14 protein-coding genes and 1 pseudogene are annotated in these 16,093 nt (G+C 59.0%); 6 read left to right on the top strand and 9 right to left on the bottom strand.

From position 1 onward, the window contains the following. Nucleotides 1-325: 325 nt before the first annotated feature. From mksF to mksB, 3 genes are read right to left on the bottom strand one after another with little or no spacing between them, the layout of a single operon-like run. Nucleotides 326-3,145: an Mks condensin complex protein MksF gene (gene mksF, locus AO065_RS22070; RefSeq protein ID WP_004879895.1), complete on the bottom strand. Its 2,820-nt coding sequence runs from the start codon at nt 3,143-3,145 to the stop codon at nt 326-328. Then, nucleotides 3,142-3,843, bottom strand: coding sequence for an Mks condensin complex protein MksE (gene mksE, locus AO065_RS22075; RefSeq protein ID WP_004879893.1), 702 nt, complete (start codon nt 3,841-3,843; stop codon nt 3,142-3,144). The genes mksF and mksE overlap by 4 nt, the downstream gene beginning before the upstream one ends. Then, complete coding sequence (gene mksB, locus AO065_RS22080; RefSeq protein WP_004879892.1) at nt 3,833-5,110, bottom strand: Mks condensin complex protein MksB; 1,278 nt, start codon at nt 5,108-5,110, stop codon at nt 3,833-3,835. Before mksB ends, mksE begins: the two co-directional genes overlap by 11 nt. 143 nt (nt 5,111-5,253) lie before the next feature. Here mksB and AO065_RS22085 point away from each other — a divergent pair, with 143 nt between their 5' ends. Together AO065_RS22085 and rimI are read left to right on the top strand one after the other, a co-directional pair. Continuing rightward, nucleotides 5,254-6,060, top strand: a complete 807-nt coding sequence (locus AO065_RS22085; RefSeq protein WP_004879889.1) for a hypothetical protein — start codon at nt 5,254-5,256, stop codon at nt 6,058-6,060. After that, nucleotides 6,053-6,505 carry a ribosomal protein S18-alanine N-acetyltransferase gene (rimI, locus tag AO065_RS22090; RefSeq protein ID WP_004879887.1) on the top strand — a complete coding sequence of 151 codons (453 nt, stop codon included), beginning with the start codon at nt 6,053-6,055 and terminating at the stop codon, nt 6,503-6,505. Before AO065_RS22085 ends, rimI begins: the two co-directional genes overlap by 8 nt. Nucleotides 6,506-6,512: 7 nt before the next feature. Here the strand turns inward: rimI and AO065_RS22095 are convergent, their stop codons facing one another. Next, complete coding sequence (locus tag AO065_RS22095; protein ID WP_004879885.1) at nt 6,513-6,920, bottom strand: hypothetical protein; 408 nt, start codon at nt 6,918-6,920, stop codon at nt 6,513-6,515. Nucleotides 6,921-7,107: 187 nt separating this feature from the next. Here AO065_RS22095 and can point away from each other — a divergent pair, with 187 nt between their 5' ends. Then, on the top strand, nt 7,108-7,746 hold the full coding sequence (gene can, locus AO065_RS22100) for a carbonate dehydratase (RefSeq protein WP_004879883.1): 639 nt from the start codon (nt 7,108-7,110) through the stop codon (nt 7,744-7,746). A 58-nt stretch (nt 7,747-7,804) separates the two neighbouring features. On the opposite strand, the gene AO065_RS27945 is transcribed toward can, so the two are convergent. The 3 genes and pseudogenes from AO065_RS27945 to AO065_RS22110 form a co-directional block, all read right to left on the bottom strand. After that, nucleotides 7,805-8,668, bottom strand: coding sequence for a methyl-accepting chemotaxis protein (locus AO065_RS27945; protein ID WP_412778736.1), 864 nt, complete (start codon nt 8,666-8,668; stop codon nt 7,805-7,807). After that, nucleotides 8,663-9,529: pseudogene (locus tag AO065_RS27950) on the bottom strand (MCP four helix bundle domain-containing protein); the annotation flags it as partial. The gene AO065_RS27945 and the pseudogene AO065_RS27950, both read right to left, overlap by 6 nt. A gap of 82 nt (nt 9,530-9,611) precedes the next feature. Beyond that, nucleotides 9,612-10,271 (bottom strand): HD domain-containing protein, encoded by a 660-nt coding sequence (locus tag AO065_RS22110; RefSeq protein WP_004879879.1) that lies wholly within the window; start codon nt 10,269-10,271, stop codon nt 9,612-9,614. A 157-nt stretch (nt 10,272-10,428) separates the two neighbouring features. Between AO065_RS22110 and AO065_RS22115 the strand changes: the two genes are divergently transcribed. From AO065_RS22115 to AO065_RS22125, 3 genes are all read left to right on the top strand, one after another. Beyond that, a complete protein-coding gene (locus AO065_RS22115) occupies nt 10,429-10,770 on the top strand; it encodes a zinc ribbon domain-containing protein YjdM (RefSeq protein WP_004879877.1) in 342 nt (113 codons plus the stop codon). Between the two features lie 85 nt (nt 10,771-10,855). Next, nucleotides 10,856-11,299, top strand: a complete 444-nt coding sequence (locus AO065_RS22120; RefSeq protein ID WP_004879876.1) for a thiol-disulfide oxidoreductase DCC family protein — start codon at nt 10,856-10,858, stop codon at nt 11,297-11,299. A 450-nt stretch (nt 11,300-11,749) separates the two neighbouring features. Beyond that, nucleotides 11,750-12,961: a sugar transporter gene (locus AO065_RS22125; protein WP_025993144.1), complete on the top strand. Its 1,212-nt coding sequence runs from the start codon at nt 11,750-11,752 to the stop codon at nt 12,959-12,961. Nucleotides 12,962-13,011: 50 nt separating this feature from the next. On the opposite strand, the gene pcsA is transcribed toward AO065_RS22125, so the two are convergent. Next, entirely contained in the window at nt 13,012-13,731 is a 720-nt protein-coding gene (gene pcsA, locus AO065_RS22130) for a phosphatidylcholine synthase (RefSeq protein WP_004879872.1), read from the bottom strand. A gap of 88 nt (nt 13,732-13,819) precedes the next feature. Then, complete coding sequence (locus AO065_RS22135) at nt 13,820-15,742, bottom strand: metallophosphoesterase family protein (RefSeq protein WP_238381515.1); 1,923 nt, start codon at nt 15,740-15,742, stop codon at nt 13,820-13,822. Nucleotides 15,743-16,093 lie beyond the last annotated feature (351 nt).

A 16,093-nucleotide genomic window follows, 5' to 3' on the forward strand; every position in this document is an offset into this window, starting at 1 on the left:
AAACGATGCATCGCCGATGGTAGTGTGGGGTTTCCCCATGTGAGAGTAGGTCATCGTCAAGATTAAATTCCGAAACCCCTCATCGCTCACGCGGTGAGGGGTTTTGTCTTTGTGGCGTCTGCAAAAGACGCATTACCATCGTCAGTTATCTATAGCGCTCAGCCTGCTTCCAGCGATTCAATTGCAGGCGTCAGCAGCAGCTCACAACCCCCATACGGCCGCTCACACCACGCGCCGTGCAGACCATCAAGGTCATGCCCCCGAACGCCGCCCATAAAAAAGGCCGCATTCACATGCGGCCTTTCCGTTACAGCTTGTCCCAGACTTACGAAGCCAGCTCGGGAGCCTCTTTCTTCACTTCGTCACGACGTTGAATGTACTTCCAGTCAGCCTCATCAATGTAGATGCCGTTAGGCCCGCTGCCGCCTTCCAGGTCGATAGCGACATGGGCAGATACCTGAGGCTTCACACTCGCAAGGATCGGCACAAAGCCTAGCTGCAGGCTCGTCTCCAACAATGCCGCCTGGTTCTTCTCGTCGATGTCTGCAGCTTCGTCCAGGTAGTAAGGCAGGCGCACACGGCCGGCCTGATCACGATCCATCAAGTGCAGCAACAGGTACATGTTGGTCAGCGCCTTGATGGTCATGGTCGTGCCGTTGGACGCGGCACCGTCGATGTCGGTATGGATAACCGGCTGGCCATTGACCTTGGTGATTTCGAAAGCCAGTTCGAACAGATCCCTTAGGCCCAGCTGGTTATGGTTAGCCGCCACCAGACGTGCCAGGTATTCCTTCGCTTCTTCGTTCTTGTTGTCCTGCTCAGCACTCTGGCTCAGATCGAAGACCGACAGCGTCTCGCCCTCTTCGTACTGACCGGCGCTGTGGATAATCTGATCGATATGCTTGAGCGCTTCCTTGTTGGGGGCAAGCACAATACGGAAGCTGGCCAGGTTGGACACCTGACGCTTGTTGATCTCGCGGTTGAACAGGGCAAGCTGGTGCTCAAGGCTGTCATAGTCGCTACGGATGTTGCGCAGCGTGCGGGCAATGTCAGTCACGGCAGCACGACGCGCCTTGCCCAGCGTCAGCGCTTCATCGGTGCGGTGCGCATAGGCATTGATCAGCAACTGAAGACGGCGCTCCATGTCATCTTCGCTGTCGAACTTGGCAACGCCCTTGAGGCGGACCTGCGCATACAGCGCCTCGATCTGACCATCACTGCGCAGCAGACCCTGCCAGCTGTCCTGATAGTCATTGAGCAGCGGCAGCAGGTTGTCCATCGAATCGTCGATCGGGTCCATGAATGGCGTGCCGAACGGCAAGTCAGTCGGCAGCAACTGGCGACGGCGCAGTGCGTCGTCCAGCGTACGTTGCTTGGATTCCAGATCGCCAATCTGCCGTGCAACCAGTTGCAGCTTGGCCGACAGTTGCTGGACCCGCTCGGTAAACGCATCGCTTGAGCGTTTCAGTTCGTCCTGCGCCGCTTCCATCTGCGCCAGGTCTTCAAGCTTGGAAGGCTCTTCTGCGCTCAGCGTCTGGCAGCGACGGAAGTCTTCAAGCGCTTTCTGTGCGTCCAGCACCTGCTGATACAGCGCCTCGGTCTGCGTCTTGCTCGCCGAACGATCTGCTGCCACAGCCTGTTGGGTTTTCAGCTGCTTCAGTTCTTTTTCCAGACGCTCTTTCTGATCGCGCAACGCGGCGCGATCGGCCAGCGCCTGAAGCGCAGGAGGCTCAATGCTCGACAGGTTGATCGTCAAACCCGGTACGGTGAACTGATCACCCTTGAAGCCATCCAGAATCGTTTCCAGCGATTTGACCCACGCGTCGCCATCGTCCAGCGCAATACCCTGTTCGCCAAGCGGCAGACTGAACAGCGAGCTGTTGAACAGGCGCATCAGACGCTCGACATCGGGTTGCGAGAACTCTTCGCGCAAGCGGGCATAGCTGTTGTTGTCTGCGTGATCGAGTTGCTGCTTGAGTGACTTGAGGCGTTTTTCCAGATCGCGTAGTCGCTCGTCCAGATCCTCGGCGCTGAACTGCCGGGACTGGGCCAGTGCACCAGCCAGTTCGTCATGCGCGTCCTTGGCCGCCAGCAATTGCTGTTCCAGCAACTTCACATCGTCGACCAGAGCAAAGCGGTTCTTCAGGACCGACAGCTCGCCGACCCAGCGCTGGATGCCGCTGATCTCACGTTCCAGGCGCATAAGTTCCTGAGTGCTGGAGCGTTGTTCGTTCTGCATTTCATCCTGCTGGGCACGGTAGTGCTCGGCCTGGATGACCAGCTCTTCCTTGCGTGCACCCGAGTAGTCCGACCAGGTGCCCAGCAGGGAATCGAGGATCGGCGAAAGACGATGCAGCTTGCCGCGCAACAGGTCGCGCTGCTTGACGCCCGCGGCCAGTGCTTCGACCAGCGGACCGGCCAGCACCAGCGAGTTGTAATCCTGTTCCATGCGACGCACGTCACGGAAGGCCTCTTCACACGCCGCAATGTAGTCGACGCTGCCGGAGCGCAGGCTGTGCTCGAAGGCATCGAGGAACAGTTGCTTGAGCTTGGCGGCAGTGATCTCGCGCATGTGCAGCAGGTTGATGAACAGTGCCCGGAAGGTCTTCAGGCTCTGCTCACTGGTCGAGCGCAGCGGAATCAGAGTCAGGTCCAGCGGGATCGATGTGTGGCCGCCCACCAGCAGGCGGCGCAGTTCGTCCGGCTTGAGCTCATAGGCCTTCAGGCCCTTGCTTTCCAGATTGCTGAAAAGCTCTTTCTGACGCAGGCAGGTGTCGTTCTTCTGGTAATGGCCCAGATCCAGCTCGCCGGCATAGGCGAAGAACTGGTGCCCGAAGCCGCCGCCCGGGCCGCGACCGACCACACCGATGACGTGCGGGCCATGCGGCAGGGAGACTTCCACCAGAATGTAACTGGTGTCCGAAGCGAAGTAAAAGCGTCTGGATTGTTCCAGGCTGTACTTGCCGAAGCTCATGTCCGACATGCGCGCCAGAATCGGGAACTGCAGCGCGTTGATCGACGCACTCTTGCCAAGGTTGTTCGCGCCGTACACCGACAGAGGATTCTCCAGCGGGAACAGACCCAGGCTGTAACCTGCGGTATTCAACAGGGCAAAACGGCGAATGCCAAAGCGTTCCTGGCTCATGCGTCCAACTCCTGTTCATCGGCAATGGCACGGGCCAACGCCTCTTCTTCGGTTTCTTCGCTGAATTCGGCGAGGTCCAGTGGATCATCGGTTTCCAGCAGCTTTTCATCACTGTCGTCATCGATGAGCACCGGAGTCGGCAAGGGCAGGGCGCTGTGCAGGCTGGCTGCCAGGTCACGGTCCTGCTGCACGGAGAGGCATACGTCGAGAAAGCGGTGCATGGGCGGCAGGAATCGATAGATGCCGACCTCTTCACTGGCGAAGCCGAGCTGAGTCATGCGGCGCATGATTTTCTCTTCCAGTTCTTCCTGGGTCTGCACCTCGGCCTGCAAAAACAGATCGCGATACTTTTCCAGCATTGACGGCAATTCGTCGCGGCCCAGACTGCCGCCGTCCAGCACGGCCATCGGGTCGCGGCCCTGATCGGCCAGATGCTCGACGAGGATGAAAGTGAACAGCGCCAGACGCTGCGCGGTCTTGTTCACCTGCGCTGCGGCAAGGTCCGGCACGAAGTAGTAGAAACCACGGGTATCGCACACCAGTTCGAACCCTAGCGCCTTGAACAGCGCACGGTACTGATCCTGGAAATTGGATAGTTGGGCGTACAGCTCCGGATCACGGCGGCTGACGTGGTAGCCCTTGAACAGCTCGCGAAAGATCGGGGCGAGCTGGGACATTTCGGATAGATCAAGATGCATGAACAGTGCTCTCGGAGTTCTCTGGCTGCGTGTCCGCGGGGGCAAGCAGGGCAAAGGAGCGCAGGCTGACGCGGTGCTCCCGTGTGTAATATTCGCGGCGCTCCAGGCGTTCGCGCTCAAAGCGCTTGTCGCGCGACAGGCGTGAAAACCAATACAGCAATTCTTCTGTTTCGCCGTTCGGCTCCTGTTCCAGCAACCAGTTCATCAGGTCCGGCATCGGCAAAGCGTCTTCGCAGCGCTCGAGCATTTCCTTGACCGTACGCGGCGCGCGGGCAGGTTCGCCCTTGCGGGTGCCACTGGCCTTGGGGAATCGCGCGGGTTTGGGCTCGAAGCGCGCCAGGGCGTAAACGTAGGCTTCAACCTGGCTCGCGCTGCCCAGAAAGGTGCTCTGCGGACGGGTGAACATTGGCATTGCAGCCTGTGGCACGGCGTCCAGCCCTTTGCGGCGAATGGCTGACAGCGCCAACGCTGCGCCACGGGTGACGGCGTTGTGGCGACGTGCTTCTTCGCGCAACGGCAGCAGCAGCTCACGCGCATGGCGCAGGGTGAGCTGGGCGCTGGTCTGCATTTCCAGAATGCGCGCATGGGTGCGCAGCAGCATGTCGTCGTCGACCAGATGGCCCAGCCGTTGCTGTTCGGTCAGCAGACGCAGCAGGACATTCTCGACCTTGCGCACGCCTTGCTCGAAAGCCCCGTCGGCATTCACCAGTTGAATCATCGGCTCGACGTATTCATCCCAGGTCGCCAGCACTTCCGCATAGCGTTGACGCAACGGAATCTGCCGGTCGCTGGTCTTGGCCCGATCAGCGACCGCTACCAGTGCCTGCTCGTCATTGGCGAGCTTTTTCAGCACGTCACGCACGCGCATGTCCAGCAATCGAAGCTGTCTGGCCAGATCATTGGCGTCGCGAATCTCGAAGGCGTCCTGAATGTAACCGGCCAGACGTTCGAGGTGACGCAGATAGGCTTCGATCTCCAGGCACAGCCCCAGGCGGTGCTCACGGCGCAGATAGGACAGAAAGTCATGGATCTGCGCATTGAGCTCGAAACGGTTCGGGCTTTTGGCGACAGGCACCAGAATGTCCAGACGAATCCACACGTCCAGCAGATTGGTGATGTCTTGCGGGGTGCTGTCCTGTTGCTGAGCGGCAAGCTGCAGGCGCAGCTCGCTCAGGCTCAGGGTGCCCTGGTCGAAGTGTTCACATAAGGGCTCGAGTAGCGCCCAATGCTCGGCAAGGGCGCGCAGGACGCGCTTGGGTTCGATCATGGATAGGCCGACTGTTGGCGAATGAAAGGCGGCGATTGTACTGCATCATTCACTCAAGATTTCACCCGGGCGCGATATGCTTCAGCACGAAAAGACGAACAACGCTAGAATTGCGCGCCTAACTATCCACAGGTGGCTGACCCTTGCTCAATGAGTCCCGTCGCCGCGCTTATTTGACCGCCATGCAGGTGGTCAACTGGCTGCCGCGCACTGAACTGCCGTTTGCGGCACCTTCCCGTCCGGAACTGCTCGCGCCGTTGCCGCCGGTCGAGGTGCAGAACGAGTTGCCAGCGGTTTCCTCACCTGCCCCTTTGGTTGCAGACAATGTGGTGCCCATCGATCGGCCATCCGAGCGAGCCTACGAACGCCCGAAAATCGAAGTGCCGCGACCTTCGCTGGCCAGCACGCGCACCGTCGCTGCGGTCGTTGAAGACGCCGAACCCGCACCGCCCAAGGCTGTGGTCGTGCCGCCGCCGCGTTTCTCCCTGCAATTGTTGCGCGCCGGGCGTTGCATGCTGCTCGTGGAGCTGTCCACCGGCCAGCCGTTCCAGAGTCGCGACCCTTCCTATCTGTTGCTCAAGGACATGCTGCGCGCCGCCGGTCTGCCGGACAGTCCGCAGATCATTGGTGAGCCTGTGCGCTGGCCGCTGCTGGTTCGTGGCCAGATGGATCAAGGGCCGGAGGCCGCGCGTGACTTCGTGCAGGGTTTCGTCGGTGCAAGACTCGAAGATGAACCGTGCACCTGCCTGTGGCTGGTGGGCTTGCCCGCCATGAAATTCGCAGGCGAAGCCGACGCCGAATCCTACTATCAGGATTTGCAGGTAGACGGCCTGGGCACTGTGTGGGCGCTGCCGGGGCTGGAATTATTGATGGACGAGCCTGAACGCAAGGCTGATGTCTGGAAAGCCATGCGTCGGCTGATGACGCGCTGGAAACCAACTGATGAGTGATGCAATAAGCTTTCGGCCCATGACCGAGGCCGATCTGGATGCGGTGCTGAAGATCGAGTATGCAGCCTTCAGCCATCCCTGGACCCGTGGCATCTTTCTGGACGGGCTCAAGTCATACGAGATATGGCTGATGTTCGAAGGCGCCCAGCAGGTCGGGCACGGCGTGGTCCAGGTCATCATTGACGAAGCCCATCTGCTCAACATCACCGTGAAGCCGGAAAGTCAGGGGCGTGGCCTTGGGCTGCTGTTGCTGGATCACCTGATGAAGCGCGCTTACCAGCTCAATGCGCGCGAGTGCTTCCTTGAGCTGCGTGACAGCAACCGACCAGCCTATCGTCTGTATGAAAACTACGGTTTCAACGAGATAGGCCGGCGGCGTGATTACTACCCCGCAGTCGGCGGTCGTGAAGATGCCGTGGTCATGGCCTGCACGCTTCTGGAATAACCCGGCTTCAGCGTCCGGCCTTGCCATCCAGCGGGTCGACGATGGCCATCTCTTCTTCATCCAGACCGTCGCCACCGCCGATGTCATCTTCATCGACCACAGTCAGGTCAAGATCGGCAGGATTGTCCTCACCGCGCTCACTGGCCGAGCGGGCGCCATCTTCATGAATCAGCGTTTCAGGCGAGAGATCATCGTCGGTTGGCTGGTGGTCATCGGTGGACGCACCGGTCATGCCGGCTTCGCGCACGCGCTCATCCGGTATTTCATGTTGCAGTTCGTCTTCAGGCATAAGATCACCGATACGGGCGGTCTCATCATCCCTGAAGTTCAGTTCTTCCATGGAGCCCATGCGGTCTTCGTTATCGTCGATGGGTTCCGGTTGGGTGGCATCGAATGGACGGCGTGAATCGTTCATGACGAATCCTCATTGCAGGTGGTCTTGTTAGGTGGACCGGTCGCAACTTTGAAGATTCCTTTTTTTATCAGTACGGTTTATCAGCGCGGTTTGTCATCAAGGGTGATATCAGGTAGTGGCACAAGGACGTGACTTCCGGTGTCAAAGGCCAGTCCAAGGCTGAGCATCATAAACGAGGCATCAAAGCATGAACGAGCTACAAGACCTGATTGATAACAATGCACGTTGGGCCGAGGCGATCAAACAGGAGGACCCTGACTTCTTCGCCAAGCTGGCTCGCCAGCAGACCCCGGAATTTCTTTGGATCGGTTGCTCGGATGCGCGCGTTCCCGCCAACGAGATTGTCGGCATGTTGCCCGGCGATCTGTTCGTACACCGCAACGTGGCCAACGTTGTGCTGCACACGGACCTGAACTGCCTGTCGGTGATTCAGTACGCCGTGGATGTCTTGAAGGTCAAACACATTCTGGTGACCGGTCACTATGGTTGCGGCGGCGTTCGCGCTTCCATGCAGGACCGTCAGTTCGGCCTGATCGACGGCTGGCTGCGCACGATTCGTGATCTGTATTACGAGAATCGCAACGTGCTCGCTCAGTTGCCGACCGAAGAAGAACGCGTCGACCGTATGTGCGAGCTGAACGTGATTCAGCAGGTTGCCAACGTCGCTCACACCAGCATCGTGCAGAACGCCTGGCATCGCGGCCAGAGCCTGTCGGTGCACGGCTGCATCTATGGCATCAAGGATGGTCGCTGGAAGAGTCTGGACACCACCATCAGCGGCTTCGAGCAGTTGCCGCCTCAGTACCGCCTGCGTCCGCAGGACTGATCGGGCCTGAAGATCGATCGGACGCTGTGTTGCCGCGAAGGCACGCAGCGCCCGATGCTCAGAGCACGAATCGTTGCACCATCAGATTCAGATCCGTCGCCAGCATCGACAACGCGTTGCTGGCGACTGTGGTCTGCTGCGCGCCGGACGCGGTCTGCGATGACAGGTCGCGAATGCTGCTCAGGTTGCGATCCACTTCACCGGCGACCTGCGCCTGCTGTTCTGCCGCACTGGAAATCAGCAGATTGCGGTCGTTGATGGTGCCCGTCGAGCTGATGATCACGTTCAGTGCTTCACCCGTCGCAGCGGCCTGCTCCAGGGTCAGGCTGGCCTGTGATGCCGTATGACGCAGCGAGCTGGCTGTCTGTTGAGTGCTTTGCTGGACTCCGTTGATCAGGCCTTCGATTTCTGCCGTCGAGGCACTGGTGCGCTGCGCCAATGAGCGAACTTCATCGGCGACCACGGCAAACCCGCGTCCGGCTTCACCGGCACGTGCGGCTTCGATGGCCGCGTTGAGTGCCAGCAGATTGGTCTGGTTGGCGATGGCGCGAATCACATCCAGAATGCTGCTGATGCTCTGCGTACGTTCGGCGAGCCCTTCGGCCTGATGGGATGAATCCAATACGTTCTCGGTCAGCTCCTTGATCGAGCTGATGGTCGCCGACAGTTTGACCTGACCTTGCGCTGCCGCCTGAGTAGAGGCTTCGGACTCACTCACCGTGTTGCTGGCATTGCCCGCCACTTCGACGGCAGCCTGACTCATCTGGTTGACCGCCACTGCCGCCTGTTCGATTTCATTGTTCTGCAATTGCAGGTTGAGGGCGCTGGCTTCGGCAATGGTGCCCATTTCCTGAACCGATTGGGACAGCTGAGTGGCGGCGGCATAAATCTGGTCGATGGTGCTGTGCAGGTTGTTACGCATGCGGCCCAGTGTGGTCAGCAGTTGTGCGGTTTCATCCTTGCCGTCTGGAATCTCGTGACGGGTCAGGTTGCCATCGGCGATGGTGCTTGCGATGTGCAGCGCGTGGCGAACCGGACGGATGATGCTGACGCTCAGACGCCAGGCCAGCAGCAGGGTGAGCGCAAGGGCGATGGCGATGGCACTCAGCGCAATGATGCGCGTCTGCTCGTAACGGGCGCTCGCTTCGTCCACGGCAGCAGCGGCACTTTGCTTGTTCAGTTCGCGCAGTAACTGCACCTGCATGTCCATAAGGTCGCCCTGCATCGCCAGCATGGTATTGGCCAGCGTGCGTGCTTCGTCCAGCTTGTTCTGCTCGATCAGCACCATCTGGTCCTGCAGCCCTGGCATGAACGCCTTGTAGGCGTCCTGCAGGGCCATTATCGAATCATGCTCGGTGCCTGCCGGAACACGTGCCAGATAATCCGCGAAGCCTTTCTCGACTTCATTCTTGAGCTGTTCAACGTTGATCTTGCTGTTGATCACCGCGCCCGGATCGTCGGCGTTGGCAATCAGCCGAGTGGTTTCGCTGCGCAGTTTCACCAGACCGATGGCGATGGCGTCGGCCATGGCGATGCTCGGCAAGGCGCCGCTTTCGACGGCCTCGCCCTGACGGCGAATGTCCTGCATTTGCAACAGGCAGAAGGCGCCAAGAGAAACCATGAGCAGGGCCGTGATGCCGAAGCAGATGACCAGACGTGGCGCAATCCTGAAACGGCGCAGCACCGTTACCCCGGACTTTTGACGCAAGAAACGAGGCAGGAGATTTTTCACAGCAGATGACCTCTTTGAACGGACCCTTTCGGAGAGCCGTTTATAAGGCACATGTGTGATGTCTTTATGACATGTCTGCGGCGTTTCGCGTTAATGTCGCATTGATGTCATCTACGGCCGATATGCGCAGGCTTCAGTCGTGTGGCGCGCCGACTTCTTCCATCAGTTCATCCAGACAGCGCTTCAATCGCTCGTGCCTGACCTTCGCCAGCGAAGCCCCCGTACGGGTTTGAAAACCATCGGCCAGGTGCAGCAGCTTGGTGTGAAAGTGATCGACAGCAAAGTTCTTGTCGTCATAGGGCCGCTGCGTGGCGTGCGGATCGAGAGGGTCGTAGAGATAACGTCCCATGCGTCCTGACACATAAAACACGCGCGCCACTCCGACCATGCCCAGCGCGTCGAGACGGTCGGCGTCCTGCAGGATTCTGGCTTCCAGGGTCCTGGGCGTTATTTGTGCCGAGAAGCTGTGCGCTTCGATGGCGTGGGCGACCGAAGCGATGCTTTCTTCATCCCAGCCCATCTCGGTCAGCAGCTCGCTGGCTCGGGCTGCTGCGAGTCGTGATGCTCGGGAGCGAAAGGGCGAGTTCTTTTCGACCGCCACGCAGTCATGCAGCAGTGTGGCAGCCACCAGCACGCGGGCGTCACCACCTTCATCGTCACGAATGGCGCAGACGTTTCTCCAGACTCTCAGCAAATGCGAGACGTCATGCGAACCGTCGATCTTCTCGGCGTGGGTATGCGGAATCAGCATCCGAGCGAGATCCTCGAACGGGGCGAAACGGTTTTCGAGCATTGGACTCTCCTGATGCGACTGCTATTTGAGCATTGTAGAAAATCACGTCCCTGCAAGGCAGTGACAAAAGGACATGGACGTGCGATTTCGTGTGATCCACCTGAAAACCGAAAAGCCCTTTATAATCCATGGTTTTTACCCCGATGCGAGATCCCCTGTGAGCTTACCGTCCTGCCCGAAATGCAATTCCGAATACACCTACGAAGACGGCTCCTTGCTGATCTGCCCGGAATGCGCCCACGAATGGTCCGCTGACGGCGGCGGCAGCGAAGCGTCCGACGACGTCAAAATCATCAAGGATTCCACCGGAAACGTGTTGCAGGACGGCGATACCATCACTGTGATCAAGGACCTGAAAGTCAAAGGTTCCTCGCTGGTGGTCAAGGTCGGCACCAAGGTCAAGAACATCCGTCTGGTGGATGGCGACCATGACATCGACTGCAAGATCGATGGCATCGGCGCGATGAAGCTGAAATCCGAGTTCGTCAGGAAGGTTTGATTCCTCGCGCTTCGCGTTTTAGCCTGAACGCCTCGCCGGTCTCGTGACCGGCGGGGCGTTTTCTTTTCTACAGCAGGGTCTGATCATGCCGAAAACTCCCGCTCCCTACCTCAAGCCCGATGAATGCGTCGTGCTGTTCGACGGCGTCTGCAAGTTGTGCAACGGCGTGGTGAAGTTTCTGATTCGTCATGACCCTGAACGGCGTTTGCGCCTGGCTGCGGTGCAGTCCGATGAAGGTCAGGCATTGCTGAAGTGGGCAGGGCTGCCGCTGGACGAGTTTCACACCATCGCCGTGATCCAGAATGGCCACGTGTATGTGCGTTCGGATGGCTTTCTGCACATCATGCGTCTGCTGCCAGCACCATGGCCGCTATTGAGTGTCCTGCGGGTGTTCCCACGTTTCCTGCGGGACTGGGCCTACAACCGAATCGCGCTTAATCGCTATCGATTGTTTGGTCGTTATGATCAGTGCCTGCTGCCATCGCCGGATCACGAAAAACGCTTTCTCGGTGACGCCTCGTCCAGATAAGCGCTTGTGCTTACCGACCGGCGGTCACTTGTCCGGGATGTGTTTCATGGATGTGTTGTGATCAGGCGTCCCGGTCCGTAGAATTCTACGTATTCGGCTGCATCCCCCCATATCGACAATAATCCACTTCGCACACTGCGCTCGGTCCTGATCATTGAGCGGGGCGTTTTCGCGTTGTTTTTTCATTGGGGATGTCTCTGAGGCAGCGCTGTATTGCGGTGAACTCAGATTGTGGGAGGCGGCTTGCCGGCGATGGCGTCATTTCAGTCACTGAAGGATTGTCTGATCCATCGCATCGCTGGCAAGTCGCCTCCCACACCCCTTGTGTTTTTTCAGCCGGTCGCGTTGGTCCGGCAGGCGGCAGTCTTCGGTTTTTACAGGTGTCATACATAAAGCCTATGTGTGGCGACAGACCCCCGGGTCGCAACCCACTTCGAGCGTTGTATATTTTTGATGACTACACCACCGAATGCACATGCCGGTAGCTGGCTTGGCGTACTCGCTCTGGCCCTGGCGGCCTTCATTTTCAATACCACAGAGTTCGTGCCGATCGGCTTGCTGAGCAACATTGGCAAGAGCTTCGACATGACCACGGCGCAGGTCGGCCTGATGCTGACCATTTACGCCTGGGTCGTGTCGCTGATGTCGCTGCCGATGATGCTGATGACGCGCAATATCGAGCGGCGCAAGCTGCTGATTTTTGTGTTTGCGGTGTTCGTGGGCAGCCACATCGTCTCGGCCATGGCCACCAGCTTTACGGTGCTGTTGATCAGCCGGGTCGGCATTGCGTTTGCGCATGCGGTGTTCTGGTCGGTCACTGCGTCTCTGGCGGTACGTATCGCGCCGCCCGGCAAGCAGGTGCAGGCCCTCGGCTTGCTGGCGACTGGCACGTCGCTGGCCATGGTATTGGGTATTCCATTGGGACGGGTCCTGGGCGAGGCATTGGGCTGGCGCACTACGTTCATGGGCATCGCAGGCGTAGCAGCGTTGGTCGTGGTGCTGCTGACCCGCTCGCTGCCGTTGCTGCCAAGCCAGAACTCCGGCTCGCTGAGAAGCCTGCCGATGCTGTTCAAGCGCCCGAAACTGATGGCGGTGTATTTGCTGACCGTGCTGGTGGTCACCGCCCACTTCACGGCCTACAGCTACATCGAACCCTTCACCGAGACCGTGGCGCATCTCAGTGGTGAGGTCACGACGATTCTGTTGCTGGTCTTCGGTGGCGCTGGCGTCATGGGCTCGATCGTGTTCAGCCTGTTCAGTGATCGCTTTCCAAACGGCCTGCTGATCACCGCGATTGGCACCATTGCGGTGTGTCTGCTGATGCTGCTGCCGCTGTCCGGCGATGCTGTGACGTTGGGAACACTGACGGTGGTGTGGGGCATGGCGATCATGAGCTTTGGCCTGTTGCTGCAGGCCCGCGTGCTGTCGCTCGCGCCGGATGCAACGGACGTGGCCATGGCGCTGTTTTCGGGCATCTTCAATATTGGGATCGGCGGCGGGGCGCTGCTCGGCAGTGTCGTGAGCAGTCAGTTGGGCGTATCGAGCGTCGGGATTGTCGGCGGCCTGCTGGCCTTGGGCGGGTTGGGACTGTGCAGCTTTACCACGTATCACTTCGGCAAGTCGGCCAATGCAGCCGAGGCTCAAACCGAAAGCAGAGTCTGATCAGGTCACTCGCTCGCTGACCGGCGTGTCCGGGCAGCGAGCGAATCAGCTCAGGCCTTGAGACGGCCCAGCCATTCCAGCGACGTTCTCCAGATACAAATCCCCAGAAAATACGCCGACATCGCCAGCCACAGTCCCATGACCACGGGGCCATTGTGCGGATGGTTGATGATCAGCAGTGCGCTGGACAGCAACCAGACCGCTGTAACCGCAATGTTGATCGGCATGAAGCGACGTACCCGGAACGGGTGCAGGAACTTCATGCGGGTCAGGGTCAGCAGCGCCAGCGCAATGATGGTGATGAAAGTCATCCAGGGGCTTGGCGAGAGGATGTAAAGGCACAGCACGACAACGTTCCAGGCAGCGGGGAAGCCCTGAAAGTAATTGTCCTTGCTCTTCATGTCGACGTTGCAGAAGCAGAACAGCGACGAAACCAGAATCACCGACACACTCAACAGCAGCGTGTAATCCGGGACCGGGATGTAGCGGTAGAGGAACAGCGCGGGAATGAATACGTAGGTCAGGTAGTCAATAACCAGGTCCAGCACCGAGCCATCGAAGTGCGGCAGGACCGAAGTAGTATTGACCTTGCGTGCCAGCGAACCGTCCACCCCATCCACGATCAGGGCGGCACCGAGCCAGAGCAGACAGGCTTTCGGTTCATTGTTGAACAAGGCAATGGTCGCCAGGAACGCAAGGACCACGCCGGTGGCGGTGAAGCCATGCGCGCCCCAGGCGTTGAGTCTGGCTATGCGTTGATTGGTTATCACGGGGGCGCTCTCCAGGAAATAATGCTTGTCAGGGTTTGCCGTAAACCTGACCGGTAGCAACTATCGACCCGGCAATCGGCGATAAGGTTCAGCGGTGACTATCGCTCGTTTCCCTGTCGTTTTCCAGAAAACGGCGATCCGTACCTGACCGCTCGTCTCTGTATTCTGCCGGTTCGACGAAGCAGGTAGGCGGTGCGCCGTTGGCGTTGAGCTGGTTGATCAGCGTTGGCTGGCCCTGGTCGTTGAACAATACCTGGCCCACACCCGCCGAATTCCACAGCCGTTCACCCGCCTTGCTCTGTTCTGGCGTACGCGGGATGACTTTCATCAGGCGACGTTTGGTGAACCAGTTCAGCGGTGAACGCGGTGAGTATAACCACCGATTCAACCGATCAAAAGTATCCAGTAAGCCTCGGGGGAATTCATTTTTGATACCGCTGCTGGTGACTTGCCAGATGCGCGGGCCGCCACTGCGGTGCCGGATCAGGATTTCGTAGACGAACGAGTAATGAACATCCCCCGACAGGATCACGTAATTGCCCGGCGTTCGTGAGTGACGAAAGATGTTCAGGATCACTTGGGCCGCGCCACGATGGGCCATCCAGTTTTCCGCATCCACCAGCAGCGGGTAGCCGCACCAGCTGAAAACCCGCTGGATTGCCTCAATCAGCTTGACCCCGAAAATCGGGGCCGGTGAAACGATGATGGCTGATTTGTGATCGATCAGCTCCTGCTGCAATTCGCAAAGCGCTTCCCAGTCCATCAGGCCGGAAGGGTGGTTGAAGTTCGACTGACTGCGCCAGCGACGCGTGCGGGTATCCAGCACCACCAGCGCTGGCGTCGTGGGCAGCACGTAATGCCATTGCTGGAATTTCAACAGTTGATCGATCAGCGCGTCCTGGGTCTTGCTCTCCAGCTGGTTGTCACGGCTGACGGTTTCATCGCTCAAGGCTCGTGCCTGCCCGACAAGCTCGTTCAGCGCATCAGGGTTGTTACCCCAGCCCTGGCACAGCAGGTAAGCAATCAAAGCGTTGCCAATGATGCGTTTCGAAAACGGATGACCGTAGGCGGTTTCTTCCCAGTTCGCCGACAGGTTCCAGTCGTCCGTGATGTCGTGGTCATCGAACATCATCATGCAGGGCAGGTGCGCCATGGCTCTGGCGACGTTGCCCAGGCCGGCTCTGAAATCATCGATCACCACTTGTTCCCGGGCATAGCGCTCGGACTCTTGCGCGTCGAGCTGCGGCATGTCCGGTGTGACGAGGGACCAGGGCACCGGCGACCAGGCGAGCAAGTACATCGCCATGACTTCCGCCAAGGTCACCAGATGGTTGTCTGCAGTGGCGCTGGTGAAGACGGGCTTGCTGGTGCCGCCGAAGAAGCGATCACGCAAGGTGTCGTTACTTTTCAGGGCGGGCAACAGGTCGGCGCGCTGGTAATAGCTGGCCGGGTGGTCGTACAGACTCTGGCTGTCGTCGACCACGGCGCCTTCCAGCCTCTCGTCGAACAGGCCCAGACGGTCGATCAGCGAATGGACCCCACGCAGCATGGGGCCTGCAACGTCGTCGGCGTAGACCTGATCACCGCTCATCATCAGCAAGGCGGGACGCTGCAGTGGATCAAGTGTGTCCGCCAGCAACTGATCGACACATAACAGTCCATCGGCAGAACCATGATGCGGCTTGCGGCATGAGCCGTGGAGGATGTGGTCGATCTTGCTGCGCACCACGAAGTTGGGATGGCTGGCGCCGCTGTAGAGCAAATGGGGCGCCCAGTCGGCAATTACGGTTTGTTCGTCTTCTATATAAAGGTCGTAATCAATCAGTCGGTCCTTCGGCAAATCGCCGTCCAGGCGCACGTCGATCAGATGGATGAACGCCCGTTGGCCCATCGCGATGATCTGGCATTGCTGCTCATCGAGCGGATAGTCCGTGAATGTCGCGTCCGCCTGTTCATCAGTCCGCAGACGCAACGTCAGCGGCAACGGCCGCGAGCCCACCAGCCACAACACGAGGCGATTGGCTTCCTGTCGGCGCAGCAGCGGACCGGCAAGAACGGCGGGGAAAGAANGGCGGGTAACGAATCATGCGGTGACACGGGCGAGGGGAACATCCTGGGGTCGGGCTCTGACTGAACAATGGCTGGAAATAGTAACGCAGCGCAGGTGGAAAGTTCCTGTTACACAAATCCGCATTGCTGTCAGCATGTTTCAGGGAGCTGTATGCACGGGGTATTAGTTCAGAAAAATCCGACGTCTTTACGAAAACTATCGTTCGTACACTCCAGTGGTTTCGCACATTGCCGATAGAACTTTCTACAAGGAGATTCAGATCGACGCATGCACGCGTCTGTAATGGAGCCT

The organism is Pseudomonas viridiflava, from assembly GCF_001642795.1.
GTDB classification, from domain to species: Bacteria; Pseudomonadota; Gammaproteobacteria; order Pseudomonadales; family Pseudomonadaceae; genus Aquipseudomonas; species Aquipseudomonas viridiflava.

Excerpts from the sequence above, each read along its gene's own strand:
- AO065_RS22110 (WP_004879879.1), bottom strand. The coding sequence starts at position 10,271 with ATGCTCGAAAACCGTTTCGCCCCGTTCGAGGATCTCGCTCGGATGCTG.
- can (WP_004879883.1), top strand. The coding sequence starts at position 7,108 with ATGAACGAGCTACAAGACCTGATTGATAACAATGCACGTTGGGCCGAG.
- mksF (WP_004879895.1), bottom strand. The coding sequence starts at position 3,145 with ATGAGCCAGGAACGCTTTGGCATTCGCCGTTTTGCCCTGTTGAATACC.
- rimI (WP_004879887.1), top strand. The coding sequence starts at position 6,053 with ATGAGTGATGCAATAAGCTTTCGGCCCATGACCGAGGCCGATCTGGAT.
- mksB (WP_004879892.1), bottom strand. The coding sequence starts at position 5,110 with ATGATCGAACCCAAGCGCGTCCTGCGCGCCCTTGCCGAGCATTGGGCG.
- AO065_RS22095 (WP_004879885.1), bottom strand. The coding sequence starts at position 6,920 with ATGAACGATTCACGCCGTCCATTCGATGCCACCCAACCGGAACCCATC.
- mksE (WP_004879893.1), bottom strand. The coding sequence starts at position 3,843 with ATGCATCTTGATCTATCCGAAATGTCCCAGCTCGCCCCGATCTTTCGC.
- AO065_RS27945 (WP_412778736.1), bottom strand. The coding sequence starts at position 8,668 with ATGCGTAACAACCTGCACAGCACCATCGACCAGATTTATGCCGCCGCC.
- AO065_RS22120 (WP_004879876.1), top strand. The coding sequence starts at position 10,856 with ATGCCGAAAACTCCCGCTCCCTACCTCAAGCCCGATGAATGCGTCGTG.